The 18,338-nt window shown below is 74.6% G+C and carries 16 protein-coding genes; 7 read left to right on the top strand and 9 right to left on the bottom strand.

The window, feature by feature from the left end; all coding sequences use genetic code 11:
- Positions 1-3: 3 nt before the first annotated feature.
- Together MF672_RS18400 and MF672_RS18395 are read right to left on the bottom strand one after the other, a co-directional pair.
- Positions 4-963, bottom strand: a complete 960-nt coding sequence (locus MF672_RS18400; RefSeq protein WP_242381712.1) for a carbohydrate ABC transporter permease — start codon at positions 961-963, stop codon at positions 4-6.
- Positions 964-965: 2 nt separating this feature from the next.
- Positions 966-2,306, bottom strand: coding sequence for an ABC transporter substrate-binding protein (locus tag MF672_RS18395; RefSeq protein WP_242381713.1), 1,341 nt, complete (start codon positions 2,304-2,306; stop codon positions 966-968).
- A 198-nt stretch (positions 2,307-2,504) separates the two neighbouring features.
- On the opposite strand from MF672_RS18395, the gene MF672_RS18390 reads away from it, so the two are divergent.
- Both MF672_RS18390 and MF672_RS18385 read left to right on the top strand, forming a co-directional pair.
- Positions 2,505-2,807 carry a ribonuclease domain-containing protein gene (locus MF672_RS18390; protein ID WP_242381714.1) on the top strand — a complete coding sequence of 101 codons (303 nt, stop codon included), beginning with the start codon at positions 2,505-2,507 and terminating at the stop codon, positions 2,805-2,807.
- Between the two features lie 10 nt (positions 2,808-2,817).
- Positions 2,818-3,189: a barstar family protein gene (locus MF672_RS18385; RefSeq protein ID WP_242381715.1), complete on the top strand. Its 372-nt coding sequence runs from the start codon at positions 2,818-2,820 to the stop codon at positions 3,187-3,189.
- 17 nt (positions 3,190-3,206) lie between these two features.
- On the opposite strand, the gene MF672_RS18380 is transcribed toward MF672_RS18385, so the two are convergent.
- Positions 3,207-4,217, bottom strand: coding sequence for a peroxiredoxin family protein (locus MF672_RS18380; protein WP_247815298.1), 1,011 nt, complete (start codon positions 4,215-4,217; stop codon positions 3,207-3,209).
- On the bottom strand, positions 4,214-6,172 hold the full coding sequence (locus MF672_RS18375) for an ABC transporter ATP-binding protein (protein WP_242383150.1): 1,959 nt from the start codon (positions 6,170-6,172) through the stop codon (positions 4,214-4,216). Before MF672_RS18375 ends, MF672_RS18380 begins: the two co-directional genes overlap by 4 nt.
- 275 nt (positions 6,173-6,447) lie before the next feature.
- Between MF672_RS18375 and MF672_RS18370 the strand changes: the two genes are divergently transcribed.
- Together MF672_RS18370 and lanL are read left to right on the top strand one after the other, a co-directional pair.
- A complete protein-coding gene (locus MF672_RS18370) occupies positions 6,448-6,618 on the top strand; it encodes a hypothetical protein (protein WP_242383152.1) in 171 nt (56 codons plus the stop codon).
- Positions 6,619-6,713: 95 nt separating this feature from the next.
- The gene (lanL, locus tag MF672_RS18365; protein ID WP_242383154.1) at positions 6,714-9,326 is read left to right on the top strand and encodes a class IV lanthionine synthetase LanL; all 2,613 of its coding nucleotides are present in this window, start codon (positions 6,714-6,716) and stop codon (positions 9,324-9,326) included.
- Between the two features lie 70 nt (positions 9,327-9,396).
- On the opposite strand, the gene MF672_RS18360 is transcribed toward lanL, so the two are convergent.
- A complete protein-coding gene (locus MF672_RS18360) occupies positions 9,397-10,512 on the bottom strand; it encodes a helix-turn-helix transcriptional regulator (protein ID WP_242383156.1) in 1,116 nt (371 codons plus the stop codon).
- Between the two features lie 204 nt (positions 10,513-10,716).
- Here MF672_RS18360 and MF672_RS18355 point away from each other — a divergent pair, with 204 nt between their 5' ends.
- Complete coding sequence (locus tag MF672_RS18355; protein ID WP_242383158.1) at positions 10,717-12,666, top strand: glycoside hydrolase family 71 protein; 1,950 nt, start codon at positions 10,717-10,719, stop codon at positions 12,664-12,666.
- A gap of 29 nt (positions 12,667-12,695) precedes the next feature.
- On the opposite strand, the gene MF672_RS18350 is transcribed toward MF672_RS18355, so the two are convergent.
- Both MF672_RS18350 and MF672_RS18345 read right to left on the bottom strand, forming a co-directional pair.
- Positions 12,696-13,865: an acyl-CoA dehydrogenase family protein gene (locus MF672_RS18350; protein WP_242383160.1), complete on the bottom strand. Its 1,170-nt coding sequence runs from the start codon at positions 13,863-13,865 to the stop codon at positions 12,696-12,698.
- A 51-nt stretch (positions 13,866-13,916) separates the two neighbouring features.
- Positions 13,917-14,918, bottom strand: a complete 1,002-nt coding sequence (locus MF672_RS18345) for an ArsR/SmtB family transcription factor (protein WP_247815297.1) — start codon at positions 14,916-14,918, stop codon at positions 13,917-13,919.
- Positions 14,919-15,086: 168 nt separating this feature from the next.
- Between MF672_RS18345 and MF672_RS18340 the strand changes: the two genes are divergently transcribed.
- Positions 15,087-16,088, top strand: a complete 1,002-nt coding sequence (locus MF672_RS18340; protein ID WP_242383428.1) for a hypothetical protein — start codon at positions 15,087-15,089, stop codon at positions 16,086-16,088.
- A gap of 67 nt (positions 16,089-16,155) precedes the next feature.
- Here MF672_RS18340 and MF672_RS18335 read toward each other — a convergent pair whose 3' ends face one another.
- Positions 16,156-16,569, bottom strand: coding sequence for a hypothetical protein (locus tag MF672_RS18335; protein ID WP_242383429.1), 414 nt, complete (start codon positions 16,567-16,569; stop codon positions 16,156-16,158).
- A gap of 217 nt (positions 16,570-16,786) precedes the next feature.
- On the opposite strand from MF672_RS18335, the gene MF672_RS18330 reads away from it, so the two are divergent.
- Complete coding sequence (locus tag MF672_RS18330) at positions 16,787-17,350, top strand: hemerythrin domain-containing protein (protein ID WP_242383430.1); 564 nt, start codon at positions 16,787-16,789, stop codon at positions 17,348-17,350.
- A gap of 30 nt (positions 17,351-17,380) precedes the next feature.
- Here the strand turns inward: MF672_RS18330 and MF672_RS18325 are convergent, their stop codons facing one another.
- A complete protein-coding gene (locus MF672_RS18325) occupies positions 17,381-18,325 on the bottom strand; it encodes a TauD/TfdA dioxygenase family protein (RefSeq protein WP_242383431.1) in 945 nt (314 codons plus the stop codon).
- Between the last annotated feature and the right edge of the window lie 13 nt (positions 18,326-18,338).

Here is an 18,338-nt window from a genome sequence, read left to right as displayed (position 1 = left end):
GGCTCACCATGCCCGGTTCCCCTTCCTGTTGACCAGCCGCAGGAAGCCGAACGAGATCACGAAGGCCATGATCGCGATCAGCGTGGCCTCGGCGGAGGCCAGATGGATGTCCGACTGGCCGAACGCCTGGTTGTAGGCGGCCAGGTTGGGCGTGAAGTCGCTGTTGATCGCGGTCGTCATCGGCTTGAGTATCAGCGGCTCGACGAAGAGCTGCAGCGTGCCGATGAGGGTGAACACCGTGATGAGGATCAGCGGCGCGCGCAGCAGCGGCACCTTGATGTGCCAGGCGATGCGCAGCTCCCCGGCGCCGTCCACGCGGGCCGCCTCGTACAGCTCGGGCGGCACCGCCTGCAGCCCGGCGACCAGCACCAGCATGTTGTAGCCGGCGAACTGCCAGGTCGCGATGTTGGCGATGGCGGGCAGGATCATGCCCGGCGACAGGAAGTCGTGCGGCAGGCCGGCCGCGGCCAGCGCGTCGACGAGCGGGCTGGTCTGCGGCACGTACAGGAAGCCCCACAGCAGGCTCGCGATCACGCCCGGCACGCCGTACGGCAGGAAGAACGACACCCGGAAGAAGGCGCGGAACCGGGCCCGCGCCGAGTCCAGCAGCAGGGCGAGCGCCAGCGAGCACACCACCATGGCGGGCACCTCGATGAGGCTGAACAGCAGCACCCGCCCGATGCTCGCGGTGAACGCCGCGTCGCCGAGCGCCCTGGCGTAGTTGCCGAGCCCGGTGAACTCCAGCGTCGGCTCGGTCAGGCCGAGGCCGCTGCTGGTCAGCTTGAAGAAGCTCTGGTGGATCGCGTAGCCGATCGGCGCCAGGAAGAACAGCGCGAAGGCCACGAAGAACGGCGCGACGAACACCGCGACGTGCGCCCGGGGCCGGCGGGACGGGCGGCGGGGGCGCTCACCCGCGCCCGCCGCCTCCGTGCCGATGCCCCGGTGCCGGAGCACCTCCGCCATGCTCAGCCGCCCGCCGTCACGCTGAGGCCCTTGGCCTTCATCTGCTCCACCATCGCCTGCTGCGTCCTGGCGAAGGCGTCGGTGAGCGTGCCCTCGCCCTGGACGGCCGCCTTGGCGTTGTCGGTCAGCGAGGCGTAGAGGGCGTCGCTCACCGGGGGCCAGCGCCAGTCCAGCGTGACCGCGGCGTCGGCCTCCTTGAAGACGTCCCAGATGTTCTGGCCGCCGTAGAAGGGGAAGACCGTGTCGTCCTTCCGCAGGTTGGGGATCTGGCTGGTGTCCTTGACCGAGGGCCAGCCGTAGCCGGCCGACAACAGGATGTTGACGCTCTCCGGCGCGCTGTTGAGCCAGACGGCGAACTCGGTGGCCGCGGCCGCGTTCTTCGTGCCCTTCAGCACGGCCGAGGCCGACCCGCCGCCCCAGCTCGCCGACACCGTCTTGGCCGCGCCCGGCCACTGCGGCATCGGCGCGACCGCCCACTTGCCCGCGGTGTCAGGGGCGTTGCCGCGGATGATCGCGTCGCCCCAGGAGCCGCCGATCCAGCCGGTGATCGCGCCGGTCTGCAGGTCCTTGTACCAGGCGTTGGACATGTCCGCCTCGGTCTTGACCAGCTTGTCGTCCAGCAGCTTCTGCCAGAAGGCGGCCATGCGGCGGGTGTCGGGGTTGTCGATCGTCACCTTCCAGGAGTCGCCCTCGGTGCCGAACCACTGCTGGCCGGCCTGCTGCGCGAGGGCGATCATCCACGGCGCCTGGTTCGCGGCGAAGGTGGAGATGTAGGCCTTCTTGTCCTTGGCCTGGATCGTCTTCGCGGCGGCGGCGAAGTCGTCCCACGTCTTGGGGGCCTCGATGCCCCACTTGTCGAACAGGTCCTTGCGGTAGTAGAAGCCCATGGGGCCGCTGGCCTGCGGGATCGCGTAGACCTTGCCGCCGAAGACGCCGGTCTGCCACTGCCAGTCGACGAACTTCGCGGCGTCGTCCCCGGCGTACTCGGTGATGTCCTGGAGCGCTCCATTGACGAGGAACGACGGCAGCGAGTCGTAGCCGACCTGGGCCACGTCCGGCGCGTTGCCCGCCTTCACGCCGGCCAGCATCTTGGCGTAGCCGCCGTCCGGGCCGGGCGTGATCGTCTCCAGCTTGACCTTGATGCCGGGATGGGAGGCGTTGAACGCGTCGACGGCCTTCTGGATGTTCGGCACCCACGACCAGAACGTCAAGGAGACCGGCTGCGCCGGGTCGCCGACGGCGGTGCCGCCCTCGGGTTCAGTAGCGCCGCACGCCGCGACGGCGAGACCGGCCGCGACGGCGAGCGCCGTCAACCGGGCGAGACCGGGAACCTTCGATCCCATGCTGACTCCTTCCCACGGACCGCCTGAGCTGGGGGTTCCGATTGGGTGGAGACATTATTGGTATTTTATGATTAATTCAAGGGCGTTACATGACCGTTGCGGACCGCCTCCGGCGGGGCGCGGTGCGGGAGGGTTCACCCATGGTGCCCGCTCCGCAACGTCCCCGGCCCGGTCGCCGCCACCTCGGCCGGCGCCACTGTGGACGGCTCCTGCGCCCTGGCGCGGTGCGCCGACGCGCGCTCGGCCGCCTCCATCTGGTCGGCCAAGGGCTACCCGACCAGCCGCGGCTGGTACTCCTGGCCCGACGGCAGGGACAACTACACCGGCGGGCGCTTCCGCAACCGGGAGGGCCGGCTGCCGGGCGGGGCCGCCTACTACGAGTACGACGTGTACCCGCGGGCGCGGGGCGCGGCGCGGGACGCCTACCGGATCGTCGTCGACCGGGGCAGCGGCGCCGCCTGGTTCTCGCCCGACCACTACACCGGCTTCCACCGCCTCTGAGGTGATGCGCATGACCCCAGCCGCCGCCCGCCCGCTGCCGCCCTGGCTGGCGGTGTCCGCCGGGCCGGCCCCTGCCGTGCTGGACGGGCGGGCCTGCCGTACGCGGGCGGCCTTCTTCGAGGAGGCGGCGCGGGCGTTGCGCCTGCCCGGCTGGTTCGGGCGCAACTGGGACGCCCTGACCGACTGCCTGCGCGGGACCGGCCCGCTCGCCCTGGTCGTGACGGACGCCGGGGACCTGCTCGCCGACGAGCCGCCCGGGCAGCTCGCGGTGCTGCTGGACGTCCTCGCCGACGCGGCCCGCGACGGGCTCACCGTCACGCTGCTCACCGCGCCCGGCGGCGAGGCGGCCCTGCGCGGGCGCGTCGCGGCCGCGCTGCGCTGACGCGGCGTGCTGTCCGGTCAGCCGGTCGGGTGGTCGCCCTTGAGCGCGGCGGCCCCGTCCGGCAGGCCGTCCAGCAGTGCGGTCAGGGCATCGGGCGTGGGGACGCCGCCCGCCGCCAGGACCCGCCCGGCCCGGTCGGTCAGGACGGCGAACGGGGGCCAGGGGATGTCGTTGGCGTCGTAGACGTCCGGGTCGGCGAGCAGGGGCAGGCGCACGCCGCGCGCGTCCAGGTAGGCGCGCGCCTCGGCCTCGGGGGCGGCGGTCACCAGCACCACGTCCAGGCCGGTCCCTTCGGGCAGGGTGGCCAGGGCGGGCAGCACCTGGGCGCACAGGCCGCAGCCGGGGGAGATCAGCGCGTACAGGGTCCGCTCGGCGGCGCGGGGCGGTGGGGCGGCCAGGACGAAGAGGTCGCCGGGGCGCGGGCCGCGCGGCACGGCAGCCCGGCCCCCGCCGCCGGCCGCCCGTCCGGCCGCTCGTGCGGCCGCTCGTCCGGCCGCTCGTCCGGCCGCTCGTCCGGCCGCCCGTCCGGCTCTGGTGCGCGACGGCACGAGCAGGGGGACCGCCACGATCACGGCCAGCAGCAGCACGGCCTGGAGCGCTCGTCCTGGTGTGACCGGGGCCGCGCCGCCGGCCGCCGCCGTCACCGCCGCTGTCACCGCCGCCGCCAGCAGCAGCCCGGTCCGCACCAGCGAGCGCGGGCCCACCCGGGCCGCCCGGCCGCCGAAGCAGCCGCACGGCACGTCGAGGCCGCGCCCGAGCGCCGCCGCCATCGCGGCCAGGAACGCCGCGAACAGCGCCGCCGCGAGCACCGCGCCGAGCGTCCTGGTCCCGGGGACGGCGAGCAGCCCCGCCGCGACCAGCTCGGCCGCGATCACCGCCCACGCCGCGGGCGTCGTGAGCCCGGACGGCAGGAGCCGGTAACCGGCGAGGTCGGCGGCGAAGCCCCGCACGTCCCGCGCCTTGCCGGCCGCCGCGACCACCAGCACCACGATCACCGCGAGGGACGCCGCCCCGGCCGCCGCGCTCACGGCACCACCACCCCTTCGCCGCGCTCCGCCCCGGAGGCCCGCCCGCCGGCGGCGTCCGGGGGAGGGGGGTCGTGGCGGTAGGCGGCCGCCTGGAGGTCGTACAGCTCGGCGTACAGGCCGGCGCGAGCCATCAGCTCGGCGTGCGTGCCCTGCTCCACCACCCGCCCCTCCCGCAGGACGTAGATGCGGTCGGCGTAGCGGACGCTGGCCAGCCGGTGCGTGATCAGCACGATGGCGCGTCCGTCCGCGTGCCGCCGGATGCGTTCGAACAGGGCGTGCTCGGCCCGCGCGTCCAGCGCCGAGGTCGGCTCGTCGAAGATGACCAGCTCGGCCTCCCGGTAGAAGCCCCGCGCCACCGCGATGCGCTGCCACTGCCCGCCCGACAGGTCGTGCCCGCCCCGGAAGCGGCGGTCCAGCAGCGCGTCGTAGCCGCCGGGCAGCGCGGCGACCACCTCGGCGGCCCCGGCCGCCGCCACGGCGGCGGCCAGCCGGTCCGGGTCCTCGGGGCGGCCCATGAGGATGTTCTCGCGGACGGTCAGCGGCCAGCGCGTGTGGTCCTGGGCGATCACCGACACCAGCTTGCGCAGGTCGAGATCGGTCACGTCGTGGCCGTCCCAGCGGACGGCGCCCGACTGCGGCCGGTACAGCCCCGCCAGCAGCTTGGCCAGCGTGGTCTTGCCCGAGCCGTTCTCGCCGACGAGCGCCACCACCTCGCCGCGCCGCACCGTGACGCTGACCTCGCGCAGCGCGGGCCGGCCGGCTCCCGGGTAGGCGAAGGTGACGCGGTCGGCCTCCAGGCGGGCCAGGCCCTGGGGGGCGGCGCCGGGCGGCGCCGGGGCGCGGGTCGCGGCCAGGTCGCGGAAGGCCAGGTAGTCGCCGAAGTAGAGGCCGGCCTCGTACAGGCGGTTGAGCGTCTGGACCAGCGCGGCGAGCGAGGACTGCCCGGCCCTGATCGCCAGCACCGCCGTCCCGGCGATCGCGAGCGGGATGACGCCGCCGGCCAGCATCGCGGCCAGCGCGCCGTAGACGGCGAGCGTGGCCACGCCGGTCAGCAGGTCGCCGCCGGCCTTGACCGCGGTGCGGCGGCGGGCCACGTCGAGCTGGACGTCCTGCTCCAGGTCGGCGACCTTGGCGTACTCGCCGAGCAGGAAGTCGCGCAGCCCGAACGCGCGCACCTCGGCGGCGGGCAGCCGCTCCGCCATCAGGTCGGAGAGCATGAACTTGCGCCGCCGCGCCGCCGACAGCCGGTGGAAGGCCTGGTAGCCGAGGCGCGCGGCACGGATCGCGGCCCAGCCCGCGGGAGCGGCCGTGACCAGCAGCAACGGCATGAGCAGCGGGTGCAGCAGCCCCAGCGCGGCGGTCGCCGACAACACGCCGACCGCGCCGGTCAGCGCGGCGATCGTCATCTCCACCACCGTCGCCGAGTCGGGCACGCCGCTGTCGCGGGCCCGGCGCATGGCGTTGTGGAAGTCCTCGTCGTCGAAGGCCGCGAGGTCCACGCGGGTGGTCAGCTCGAACAGTCGCGTCTCGGCCAGCCGCTCGACCTGCGGCTTGAGGCGCGCCTGCGCCCATCCGGCGGCGGCCAGCAGCGCGCCGCGCAGGCCGGTGGCCACGGCGACCAGGGCCAGGGACGGCAGCGCCGCCCGCACCCGCTCCGGCGTGGGCCCGCCGGCGAACAACGAGCCGAGCACGTCGGAGGTCGCCAGCAGCCCGTACACGGTGAACCCGCCGGCCAGGACGTTCCCGGCCAGGGCGAGCACGGTGTCGCGGGCGCTCGCCTGCCAGGCCAGCCGCAGCGCGGCGGCCACCAGGAACGGCAGCCGGCGGGCGATCCTGCCGAGGCTCGCCGTCAGCAGCTCCTCGTCGTGGCTCTGCCAGTACGCGACCGCGAGGCCCGACCGGTCGGGGAGCGGCGGGCGGGAAAGGATGCGACGCCAGATTTCCCAAAACCTCATGTCGCATGCCATAGGCGGCAAATCACCCCGTCAATCTAGGTCACCCTCGCGGGGCTGTAAAGGTCCTCCGCAAAGGTGTTTCCCTGGCTGCGGAGCGTGTTCTGGATCGGTTATGGACAGCCTTTGGCAGATATGCGCATAATGCGTCCGTTTGGGCCGTGACTCTACGTTTGAGTTGCGGTCAGGGTGACGGTGGTGACGCTCACCCGGTGTCGCGTACCGGATCCCGAGACCCCGCGAGACGGCCGTACACAGCGGCCGAGGAAGGAGTCCTCATGTCCGTGCTCGCCCTGGAGCCCCGCGACGCAGGCGTCCTGGAGTTCGAAGACCTCGACGTCGACTTCGACGGCGAGCTGGCCGCGCTCCTGCACGGCCCGCAGGCCTGCGTCAACACCTGCAAGCGCACGGTGTGCAGCAGCTTCCCCTGCTGCCCTTCCATCGTCTGATCCGGCACTGAGGAGCGTGCGGTTCCGCGCCGATGGGGCGGAATCGCACGCTTCGCCGCGCGCACAAAAGAGCGGTAATGGGAAGGGTGAGGGAAATGTCGCCTGTCGTTGACGTGCCGCAAATCCTGACGGAATTCGCCGCCGCGCACGGCCGCGACGTTCACCAGGACGAAACCTGGATAAGCGTGCACGATCCGGCCGGGCACCTGCCGGCGCAGGGCTGGAAGATCCACGTCTCGGCCCGGCCGGGAACGCTGGGCGAGACACTCGGCCGCGCGCTGCCGGTGCTGCTGGAGCACGGGTGCGACTTCAAGGTCGTGCGCTCGGCCGAGATGCTGCGGCAGCTCAACTCCGGCGACCTGGACGCGGGCGCGGTCGGCAAGGCCCTCACCGCCTACCCGGCCGAGGAGCGGGTGGTCGCGCTCGGGCACGCGCTGGCCGGCGCGCTGGCCGGGCTGTCCGCCCCGCGCATCGTCAGCGACCGCCGGGTACGCCCCGACGCGCCGGTCTACTACCGGTACGCGCCCTTCCTGCCCCAGTACCGGGTGGACGACAACGGCGACTTCGAGCTCGTCGTGGTCGGCCCGGACGGGGAGCGGCTGCCGGGCGCGGCCGGGCCCGAGTTCGCCTGCCCGCCGTGGGCCGCCGACCCCTTCCGCCCCGCCCCCGACCGTACCGGAAGCGCCTCGGGCGCGAAGGCCGGGGACGCCGCCGCCCGGCTGATCGGCAACCGGTACCGGGTCACCAGCGGCGTCGTCCGCGGGCCGCGCGGCAACGTCTACCGCGCCACCGACCCCGGCGGCCGTCCCGTCATCGTCAAGGAGGCCCGCGCCTACGTCGGGGAGAACCCCGAGGGCTGGGACCTGCGCATGTACCTGCGCTACGAGCTGCGCGTGCTGCGCGCCCTGCGCGGGGTGGCGGGCGTGCCCAGGCCGCTCGACCACTTCCGGCACGGCGACGACGAGTTCCTGGTCATGACCGACGCCGGCAGCCTCGACCTCAACCGGCACGTCGGCGAGCTCGGCCTCTTCACCGAAGGAGGGGGCGAGCGGGACCTGCGGACGCTGGCGGCGCGGCTGCTCGCGGTGCTGGACGCCGTCCACGCCCGGGGCGTCGTCGTCCGCGACCTGTCGCCGAAGAACGTCGTGCTCGGCGACGACGGCGCGCTCACCCTCATCGACTTCGGCACCAGCCGCCACGAGGGCCTGCAACTGCCCGGCTGGACCCGCGGCTACAGCGTCCCCGACCAGCACACGGGCCGCGACTCCGAGCCCGCCGACGACTACTTCTCCCTGGGCGCCACCCTCTTCTTCGCCTGCACCGGCATGAACCCCGTCATGATCGACCCGGACCCGGCCGTCAACGCCGAGCGCACCCTCATGTGCCTGGACCGGGTCTTCCCCGCCCCGGCGGGCGTCGTCGCGCTGCTGCCCGCCCTGATGAGCACCGACCCGGCCGAACGGACCTCCGCCGCCGCCCGCCTCCGCGCCCTGACCCCCGCCGCCCCCGCCGCCGGCCCGGCTTCCGCCGGGGCCGCCGGGGCCGTCCCCGCGCGGCGTCCCCCGACGGTCCGCTGCACCGGCGACCTGCTGGCCCGCGCCCTCGACCACACCGCCCGCGACTGCGCCCGCTTCGCCGAGACCCTGATGGACGCCGGCGAGGACGCCCGCCGCGCCGCCCCGCCCGTCACCAACGTCTACGCGGGCTCCGCCGGCCTCGGCATGGAGCTGCTGCAACACCCCGAGACCAAGGCCACCGCCGCCGACCTGGCCCGCTGGACCGCCCGCGTCCTGCCGCCCGTGCCCCTCCCGCCGGGCCTGTACTTCGGCCGCACCGGCACCGCGCTCTTCCTGGCCGCCGCCCGCCTGGCCGCCGTGCCCGAGCTGGACCGGCCGCGCCCGCTGGCCCTCGCCGACCTGGCCGGCGACCAGCGCGCCGACCAGGCGCACGGCGTCGCCGGCATCGGCGCCGGCCACCTGGCGCTGGCCGCGATCGACCAGGACCCCGGTCACCTGGCCGTCGCCGCCGAGTGCGCCAGGCGGCTGATCGCCGGCGAGGTCACCGCCGCCGAGGACGCCGTGGCCCCCGCCCAGCCGGGCACCGGCGTCGCCGTGGACACCGCCTACGCCCACGGCGACGCGGGCTGCGCCGACTTCCTGCTCGCCTACCACGAGGCCACCGGCGATCCCGCCGCCGGGCAGGCGGCCCGCGAGCGCGTCGCCGCCCTCGCCGTCGCCGCCGAGGCGCTGCTGGCCGAGCTGGCCGGTTCGGCCGCCCGGCCGATGGGCGCGTCGTGGTGCCAGGGCATGTCCGGCATCGCGAGCACCCTCGCGCACGCCGCCCGCGCCTACGACGAGCACCGCTACCTCGACCTGGCCGAGCGCGGCGCGCGCGCCTGCCTGGCCCTCGCCCCGCAGGCGTGGGTGGTCTCGCAGTGCTGCGGCCTGGCCGGCATCGGCGAGGCCCTGGCGGACCTCGCCCTCGCCACCGGCGACGCCGCGTACTGGCGCGGCGCCGAGGAGGTCGCCGAGCTGATGCTGCTGCGCAGCGGTGGCGAGCCGGCCGCCCCCGTCTTCCCCGGCAACGACCTGGACAAGCCCGGCTACACCTGGGGGACGGGCGCGGCCGGCGTGCTGTCGTTCCTGCGCCGCCTGGACCGCCGCACCGGCCCCCGCCTCTGGACGCCCACCGGCCCCCCGCTCACCTGACCCCGCCCGCCTGATCCCGCCCACCTGACCCCGCCCGCCTGACCCGCCCCGCCGCGCCCGGCGGGGCGGGTCAGGCGGTGAAGGCGGCCATCAGCTCGTCCCTGCCGCCTGCGCCGGTCTTGCGGAACAGCGCCTTGAGGTGGTCGTTGACCGTGTACGCCGACAGGCCGAGCGCCCGCGCCACCTGCTTCGGCGCCGCCCCCCGGCACAGCAGCTCCAGCACCTGGCGCTCGCGCGGGGTCAGCCCGTACCAGTCGCAGAACGACGGCAGCACCAGCGCGCCGGCGGGGGACTGGATGACGACCGCCACGTCGCCCGCGCCGTCGGCGTCCATGGTCTGGGCCTCCATCATCAGCCAGCGGCCGAAGCCCGCCGGGGGCGCGCAGATCAGCGCGCGCCCGCCGCCCCCCGCGAGCACGTCCGCACCGCTACCCGCTACGTCTTCTGAAGCGCCGGCCCGGGCGTTCTCCCGGGCGTCGAGGGCGAGGGCGGTCACCAGGGCCGGCACCAGCCACGGCGGCACGCCGGGCCCGTCCGGGCCGCTGAGCAGGTCGAGCCAGACGCGGGCCTGCGGCGTGACGGCGCGGATCGTCCGCCCGGCGTCCACGACGATCAGCCCGGCGGGCAGCGCCGGGACGACGGGCGCGAGCGGGCCCGCCGTGACGTGCCGCCGCAGCAGCGCGATGAGCGCCGGGCCGAGCTGGACCGCGCGGCGCACGTCGTCCGGCGAGAACGGGCGGGCGCCGCCGGCGCGCACCAGCCCGAGCAGCCCCCACACACCCCGCTCGTCACGCAGCAGCAGCCGCAGCTCCCCGGCCGCCCCGCAGGCCGCGAAGGCCGCCCCGCAGGCCGCGAACGCCGTGCCGCGGGCCGCGATCGCCGGGCCCGCCACCCCCACCGGCACTCGCCGCCCCGCCAGGGACGACGGCCGGCAGGGGTCGCCGTGCGCGGAGCGGTGGGCCAGCAGGGAGCGCACCAGCTCCTCCTCGTACCGATGCCAGAAGCTGAACGACCCCTGCCCGAGCCCGGTGGCCGGGCTGGTGCCCACCAGGCGCAGCGCGTCGTGACCGACCCAGGGGGCGATGGCCGCGGAGATCGCCGCCCCCAGCTCGCCGGCGGCGACGCCCCGGCCCGTCATCGTCCGCAGTTCGTGGATCGCCCGGTCGGGGGCGGCAGCCGTGCTCACCCCGCCACATCAGCACGCACGGTGACGCGGCACAAGCGGTTTGTCACCGCACCGGCCGGCGTGCGCGTCGCGGGCGTGAGCGGGCGCGCACCCACCGCGTTCCGTCGCGTGCCAAAAGCGGGTTTTGTGGCAAACCGCAGAATCTCCGACGATCTTGCCCCATTCTTTCCTCCTGGAGTGCACCCCTCACGACCAAGGAGTCCCATGGCCCACCGATCACGGGCGCTGCTCACGGCCCTGGCCACGCTGGCGGCCGTCACCGCCGCCGTCCCCGCGCGGGCGTCCGCGGCCACGCCGGTCACCGTGAGCTTCGCCGCGACCGAGGACGTGTTCGTCAGCCAGGCCGAGCCCGCCAAGAGCTTCGCCACCGCCACCTGGCTCAGCGTCTGCGGCTCCGGCTGCGGGGGCGCCTCGGCCGGGCAGCGGCAGGCCCTGGTCCGCTTCAAGGTCGCCGGCATCCCGCAGGACGCGCAGGACGTCAAGGTCACCCTGAACGTCGTCTCCGCCAGGACGACCGGCACGACCGTCTCCGTCCACCCGGTGACCGGCTCCTGGACCGAGGCCGCCACCACCTGGAACACCCGCCCGGCGGTCGGCGCGAGCGCCGTCGCCTCGCACACCGGCTTCACCGCCGGCGCGACGGCCAAGCTGGACGTCTCGGCCGCCGTCGAGGGCGACGGCACCTACGCCTTCGCCCTGACCGGCGCCTCCGACACCACCACGGTGCTGATGTCCTCCCGCGAGAGCGGCGACCGGGGCCCGAGGCTCAGCGTCACCTACACCGCGGGCTCCGGCGGCGAGCAGACCGGCGGCCCGCTGCCCTTCGCCCTGCCGGGCACGGCCGCGCTGCGGGCCTCGGGCAGGATGGTGTTCGCGCACTACTTCACGCCGTACCCGGTGTCGCTCGACAACGCCGCGCCGGAAAACGATTACTACGCCCGCAACTACCTCAAGCCCGACGGCGAGGGAGGCAAGCACGCCGCGTACGGCGGGCTGCTGCGCGACCGGCCGCCCGGCCGCGCCCCGATCACCGGCGACTACGCGCTCGCCGACCTCAAGACCGAGGTCAAGCAGGCCATCGCCGCCGGCGTCGACGGCTTCACCGTGGACATCCTGTCGGTGACCAGCGCGCACTGGACGCGGGTGCAGAACCTCATCAAGGCCGCCGAGGCCGTCGACCCCGGCTTCAAGATCGTGCTCATGCCGGACACGAACGGCCTGGCCTCGGTGGACAGCGCCACCCTCGCCGCGTCGATCGCCAAGCTCGCCGCCTCGAAGTCGGCCTACCGGCTCGCCGACGGCCGCCTGGTGGTGGCCCCGTTCAAGGCCGAGGGCCGCACCGCGGCCTGGTGGGGCGAGTGGATGCGGACCATGGAGACGGCGTACGGCATCAAGGTCGCCCTGGTGCCCACCTTCCTCGACTTCGCCAGGAACCGCGACGCCTTCGCCCCGATCAGCTACGGCTTCTCCAACTGGGGCGGCCGCAACCCGGCCGCCAACGCCAACCTCACCGCCAACGCCACCGCCGCGCGCGCCCTGGGCAAGATCTGGATGCAGCCGGTGTCCGTCCAGGACGAGCGCCCCAACCAGGGCATCTTCGACGAGGCCGGCAACACCGAGAACCTGCGGGCCACCTGGAAGGGCGCGATCGACGGCAAGGCCGACTGGGTGCAGCTCGCCACCTGGAACGACTACTCCGAGAACACCCAGTTCGCGCCGTCCAGGAACGCCGGCTGGGCCTACCTCGACATCAACGCCTACTACCTGACCTGCTACAAGCTCGGCTGCCCGAAGATCACCAACGACGTGGCCTATCTCACCCACCGGGTCCAGCCGGTCGCGGCCGCGCCGTCGTACGCGCAGACCAAGCTCATGAAGCTGCGCGGCGGCAGCACCGCGGCCCGTGACACGGTCGAGGTGCTGAGCATGCTCACCGCGGCCGGCAAGGTGTCGGTGACGATCGGCGGCACCACGCAGACCTACGACGCGCCCGCCGGGGTGTCGGCCAGGACCTTCCCCCTCAAGCCGGGCACCGCCTCGGCCACGGTGACGCGGAGCTCGGCCACGGTGGCGAAGGTGGTCTCGCCGTACACCGTCACGGCCACGCCGTACGTGCAGGACCTGCACTACCGGGCGGCCTCCAGCGACCGCTGACGGGCGAACGAATCTACAACGTAAAGGCGTCAGGCGGGTTCCAGGCCGAACACCACCCACGACTCGCCCGGCGCCAGCCCGGCCAGCTCGCGCCCGCAGGCGGCCAGCACCTGCGGGCCCGAGGTGATGTGCGCGGCCCCCGCGTGCGCGTCGCGGAACAGCCGCTGCGTGAGCCCGTCGCGCAGCGCCGACGTGCCGCCGGCCGCGTAGCAGAAGCGGGCGGTGTCGGTGAGCGTCGAGGTGATGTGGTTCAGCGCCAGCCGGAGCATCGTCTCCTGGCGCACGCCGGGCCGGCCGCCGTCCTCCAGGATGCGCTCCGCGTCCGCCCAGGTCTGGCGGACCAGCGCCGAGGCGGCGCGGAAGGCCGCCTCGGCGCGGGCGAAACCGGTGTGGAAGGCGTCGCTCGCGGCGATCTGGCCGGGCCGGCCGCTGCGGGCCGCGGCGTGCCGGGCCAGCTCGTCCAGCAGGCGGCGGCCGACGCCGAGCGCCCACCCCGAGTGGCAGATGAGCGCCTGGTCGACCAGGCCGAGCCGGTAGAGCGCGCCGCCGCGCAGCGGCTCGTCCAGGGTGAAGACGTGCGTGTACGACTCCGGCACGAACGCGCCCTCGATGGCGTAGTCGATGCTGCCGGTGGCGCGCAGGCCGAGGACGTCCCAGTTGCCGAGCGGCTTGACGTCCTCGATGGGGGTGACGCAGATGTGGACCTCGTCGCTGCCCTCGACCGCGCCGAGGCTGTGGGCGTACTGGGCGTGCGGCATGCCGGAGGCGAAGCTCCACTGGCCGCTGAGGCGGAAGCCGCCGTTCTCCGGGACCGCGGTGCCGGGGCGGGTGCCCTGGCCGGCGATCAGCGGGGCGCGCGGGCCGGCGAAGATCCGCTCCACGGCGTCGTCGCCCAGGTAGGCGCCGGCGGTGCCGTTCTCCAGCGTGGTGGCCATGACGACCCAGCCGGTCGAGGGGTCGGCGTAGGAGAGCTCCTCGAAGACGGCGAGCAGCTCGGTCGGGGCCGACTCCGCGCCGCCCAGCGGGGCCGGGATCCAGACGGTGAACAGGCCCGCGTCGTGCAGCGCGTCCACGACGGGCTCGGTGAGACGGCCCCGCTCCTCGGCGGCGGCCGCCTCGCGCTCGATCAGGGGACGCAGCTCGCGGGCCCGCTCCAGCAGGGCGGGACCGGCGCGGTGCAGTCGCGGCGTGTCGCTCATGTCCAGGTGCTCCTGTTCGTGATCGTCGGCGACGCGGGTGTTCCCGGCGGCTCAGGGGAGGGGTTCGTCGGCGTGGCCCGCCAGCAGCGCCGTCCCCAGGGCGGTGCGGGTGTGCACGACCGCGGTCCCGTCGCGGCGGGTGTCGACCAGCCCGGCCTCGCGCAGGACGGTGGCGTGCCGGCTGGCCGTCGCGGGGGAGATCCGCAGCAGGCGGGCGAGCTGCGTGGTGGTCGTGCCGCGGTCGAGGGCGTGCAGCACGGCGGAGCGGTTGGCGCCCAGGAGCGTGGTGAGGTCCGCCCGCCGGCCCGGCGCCGCCCGCCACCGGTGCCGCTGCTCGATGGGGTAGATGAGCACCGGCGGCAGCCCGGGGTCGGCCAGCGACAGCGGCGTGCGCCGGCAGAAGTACGACGGCACGAGCCGCAGGCCGCGCCCGCCCAGCACCAGGTCCTGGTCCACGACGTAGCCGACCTCCAGGACGGGCGGCCGCCAGCGCATCGGCGGCCCGAGCCCGGCCAGCAGCGCCTCCACGCCGCCGCCGAGCACGTCGCGGGCGCGGCGGTCGCGGTCGGCGGCGACGGCGGCGTCGACGGCCTGCTGGAACGGGGCGAGCGCGGCCGCGTGGTAGTCGCGCAGCGCGGCGGCCAGGCCGGCGAGCACGCCGGGGTCGCCCTCGGCGAGCGGCCGGGCCCAGCCGGGCGGCCGCCGGTGCCGGGCCAGGCGGCCCAGCTCGGCCGCGAGCCGCCGCTTGGGGGTGGCGAGCAGCGCCTCCAGCCCGTGGTCGAGGCCGTGCGTGCCCTCGTAGGGGGTGAGGAAGTCGGGGAAGTACGGCCCGGACGGGGCCAGCTCGTCCAGCAGGCGGGCGCCGCGGCGCATGCGGGCGGTCCTCGCGGGCTCGGCGTGCAGGGCCGCGAACCAGGGCCGGAAGGCCAGCGGGCGCACCCGGTCCCGGAACCGGAAACGGGTGAAGATGACCTCCCACAGGGGGTCGGGTCGGTCGGCGAGGGTGACGCGTGCCAGGTCGTCGGCGGTGAAATGGATCCTTAACGTACCCATTCAGTCCCTTATGCCTTGACTGCGCCTGTCAATCCGTACGACACCACGAGCGCACCAGGCCGTCAACCCGAAATGTGGCTTTTGTCGTGTTTGCGGTCAGACGTAAAGGCTCTTCCCGCCGCCCCTCCGCCTCGACACCATCGATCGCGTCGAAAGGAGGAAACACCCGTGAGAACCCTCCGCACCGCCCGCCGACTGACGGCCGCCGTGGCCGCCGCCTGCGGGCTCCTCCTCACCCTGACGCCGCCGGCGAACGCCGGGCCGCCGCGCGTCGCGGCCGGACCGCCGCCCGCCACGGTCAAGCCGCTGCCGGTGACCGCCGTCGCGCCGATGGGCGCCGCCGCCGCGGCGCGCACCGCGAAGGCCCGCGGCGGCAAGGCCCGCGCCGCCGCGCCCCTCGGCGTGCGCCGGGAGGACCGCGCCGGGACCTTGGCCGCCCGCCGCTTCCACGAGTTGCAGCTCAACCTGTGCAACAGCGGTCACGCGGGCTGCTACGCCGGCGGACAGGCCGTCTACGAGGGCGGCGACCTGATCTACTACCTGGCGCCCGACCTGGTCACGCTGAACGAGATCTGCTCGGCCGACCTGCCCGGCTACCTGCAGCCGTCGCTGGCCGAGGCGTGGCCGGACGACTGGACGTACTCCGTCTTCTACCCGGCGATCGACAAGCAGAGCGGCGGCCCGATCACCTGCACCAACGGCGACAGCTTCGGCAACGCCGTGCTCGGCCGGGTGCCGGCCGCGCTGTGGCAGGGCGTGAACGGCTGGGCGGGGGAGTACACGGCCCAGGACGGCACCAACGAGAAGCGCACGTTCGCCTGCGCGTACGCGATCGGCGACCACCTGTCCTGCGCGACGCACCTCAGCTCCTCCAGCGAGCCGGTCGCGCTGGCGCAGTGCCAGGCGCTGATGTTCAGCGCGGTGCCGGCCATCAGGTCGGCCGAGGGCGTCACCGGCAGGACAGTGGTCGGCGGCGACCTCAACCTGGAGTACGACACCTCGGACCCGGAGAACGCCCAGAACTGCGTGCCGAGCGGCCACATCCGCAAGGGCGACGGGGACGTGCAGCACGTGATCTTCAGCAACGACTTCGCGTTCGTCAGCACCAGCAAGTACGGCCTGACCTACACCGACCACGACGGCTTCCTGGTCCGCCTGACCAAGCCCTGACCGCCCACCCCGTTGAGCGGGGGTGAGCCCGGGACCGCGCCCCGGTGAGGCGCGTCCCGGGCTCCGCTCACCCCTGGCTCTCGACGGCCACCGCGACGGGGGCGGGGCTCTCCGTGGCGACGGGTGCCTGCGCGGCGTCGCTCTCGTGCCGCCCGTGCTGCGGCAGCACGCGCTGCGGCAGCACGTGGCGGAGGGTCCGCCGCCCGGCGTGCCGCGGGCGGGGGCTGGGGGACCGGCGCGTCCGGTGGGACGGGCGCCGGCGCTGAGCATGGGGAAGGCTCGCGGAGCCGGCCTCCGGAACGACGGGTTCCGGGACGACGGGTTCCGGGGTGGAGGCTTCCGGGGTGGAGGCTTCCGGGGTGACGGATGCGAGGGTGCGGGGGCCGGATGCCGGAGCGGGGGAAGAGGGCAGCAGCGTCTCTTCCAGGACCTGCATGAGCATCAGGCCGATCAGGGCCATGATCGGGATGGCCAATGCCACGACGAGGATGATCTTCACCTCCCAGGGGGCGTCGCGTCACGGCCCGCCCTTTGTCGGCGGGGCGTCCCGCGCCCACTACCTCGCACAATCCGTAATAAACGGGACTTTTTATCGACGCTGCTCCACCCGCCCCGAACCGCCCGCGCCTACGGCGTTTCTTCTGCCGTCAGGGGGAATGGGGACAGCCCGTGTCCACGACAAACGAAGGGGGAGCCCCATGGCCGACCAACGCGACGTGATCTCCGTGCTGGTGACCGACCACCGCGAGGTGGAGCAGATGTTCACCGAGCTCGAAGGCATGCGCGGCGCCATCGGCGAACGCCCCAAGCTGCTGGCCGAGAACGTGGTCATCGAGCTGGTCCGCCACTCCGTGGCCGAGGAGGAGCACCTCTACCCGGCCGTGCGGCAACACGTGACCGGCGGCGACAAGATCGCCGACCACGAGATCGCCGAGCACGCCGAGGCCGAGCGGACGATGAAGGACCTGGAGCGGCTGGAGCCCGGCGACGAGGAGTTCTGGCCCACGCTGGACCGGCTGATGACCGAGATCCGGCACCACGTCAGGGAGGAGGAGGACGACCTGTTCCCGCGCCTGCGCGAGGCGTGCAGCCAGGAGGAGCTCGAGGAGCTGGGCGCCAAGGTCGAGCGGGCCAAGAAGACCGCGCCGACGCGCCCGCACCCCTCCGCGCCCGACACCCCGCCCGGCAACAAGCTGCTGGCCCCCGGGACCGGCCTGGTGGACCGGCTGCGCGACGCCCTCACCGGCCGCGGCCGGTCCTGACCTGGTCCGGCGGCCTCCGGGAGCCCGGGCTCACCAGCTCCCGGGCTCCGGGCCGGTGATCGGCTCGGAGCGGCGGCCGTCCGCGCCGACCGGCACCTCGCCGTGCAGCATGACCCGGTGCATGACGCGCGCCTGGCCGAGGTGCTGGGTGTCGGACGGGGCCAGGTGCATGGTGGCGCGGTTGTCCCAGAACGCGACGTCGCCCGGCTGCCACCGGAAGCGCACGGTGTACTCGGGGCGGACGGCCTGCTGGAGCAGCATCTCCAGCAGCGCCCCGCTCTCCAGCCTGGAGACCTCCGCGATCCGCTCGACGTAGTAGCCGTTGACGTACAGCAGCCGCTCGCCCGTCTCCGGGTGCACCCGCACCAGCGGGTGCAGGGTCGCGATCTGGTGGCCGAGCAGGTGCCGGACGTAGGCGTCGTCCTGCGGGCGCGGCTGGTAGCCGACGCCGAGCCGGTGCTCGGCGCGCAGCCCGTCGACGAGGCGCCGCACCGGCTCCGACAGCCCGGCGTAGGCGGCGGCGAGGTTGGCCCACGTGGTGTCGCCCCCGTACGCCGGCACGGTCTCGGCCCGCAGGATCGTCGCGGCCGGCGGGTCGACGCGCGCCCCGTGGTCGCAGTGCCACCCCCGCAGGTACGAGTGCCGCCGCCGCTCCAGCCACTCCTCGCGCTCCATGCCGAACCGGCCGGCCAGCTCCAGCCGGTCGGCCGTGGTCTCCACCTCGGGGAAGCCGGCGGGCGAGGCCGAGCCGCGCCTCCGCAGCACCACCGGCTCGCCGAAGCGGCGGGCCAGCGCCACGTGCGCGGCGTGGTCGAGCCACTGCCCGCGGAAGAAGACCACCTTCCACCGCCACAGGGCCTCGCGGATCGCGGCGACCGTCGCCTCGTCCGGCCCGGCCTTGAGGTCCACGCCGTCGATCTCCGCGCCGATGTGCCCCGCCACCGGCCTGACCCGCACGCCCGTCTCCGTCGTCATCCGGGGGGTATAC

The organism is Actinomadura luzonensis (assembly GCF_022664455.2).
In the GTDB taxonomy this organism is placed as follows: Bacteria; Actinomycetota; Actinomycetes; order Streptosporangiales; family Streptosporangiaceae; genus Nonomuraea; species Nonomuraea luzonensis.
The sequence above is the reverse complement of the archived record's forward strand: the minus strand, read 5'-3'. Positions and strand labels throughout refer to the sequence as shown.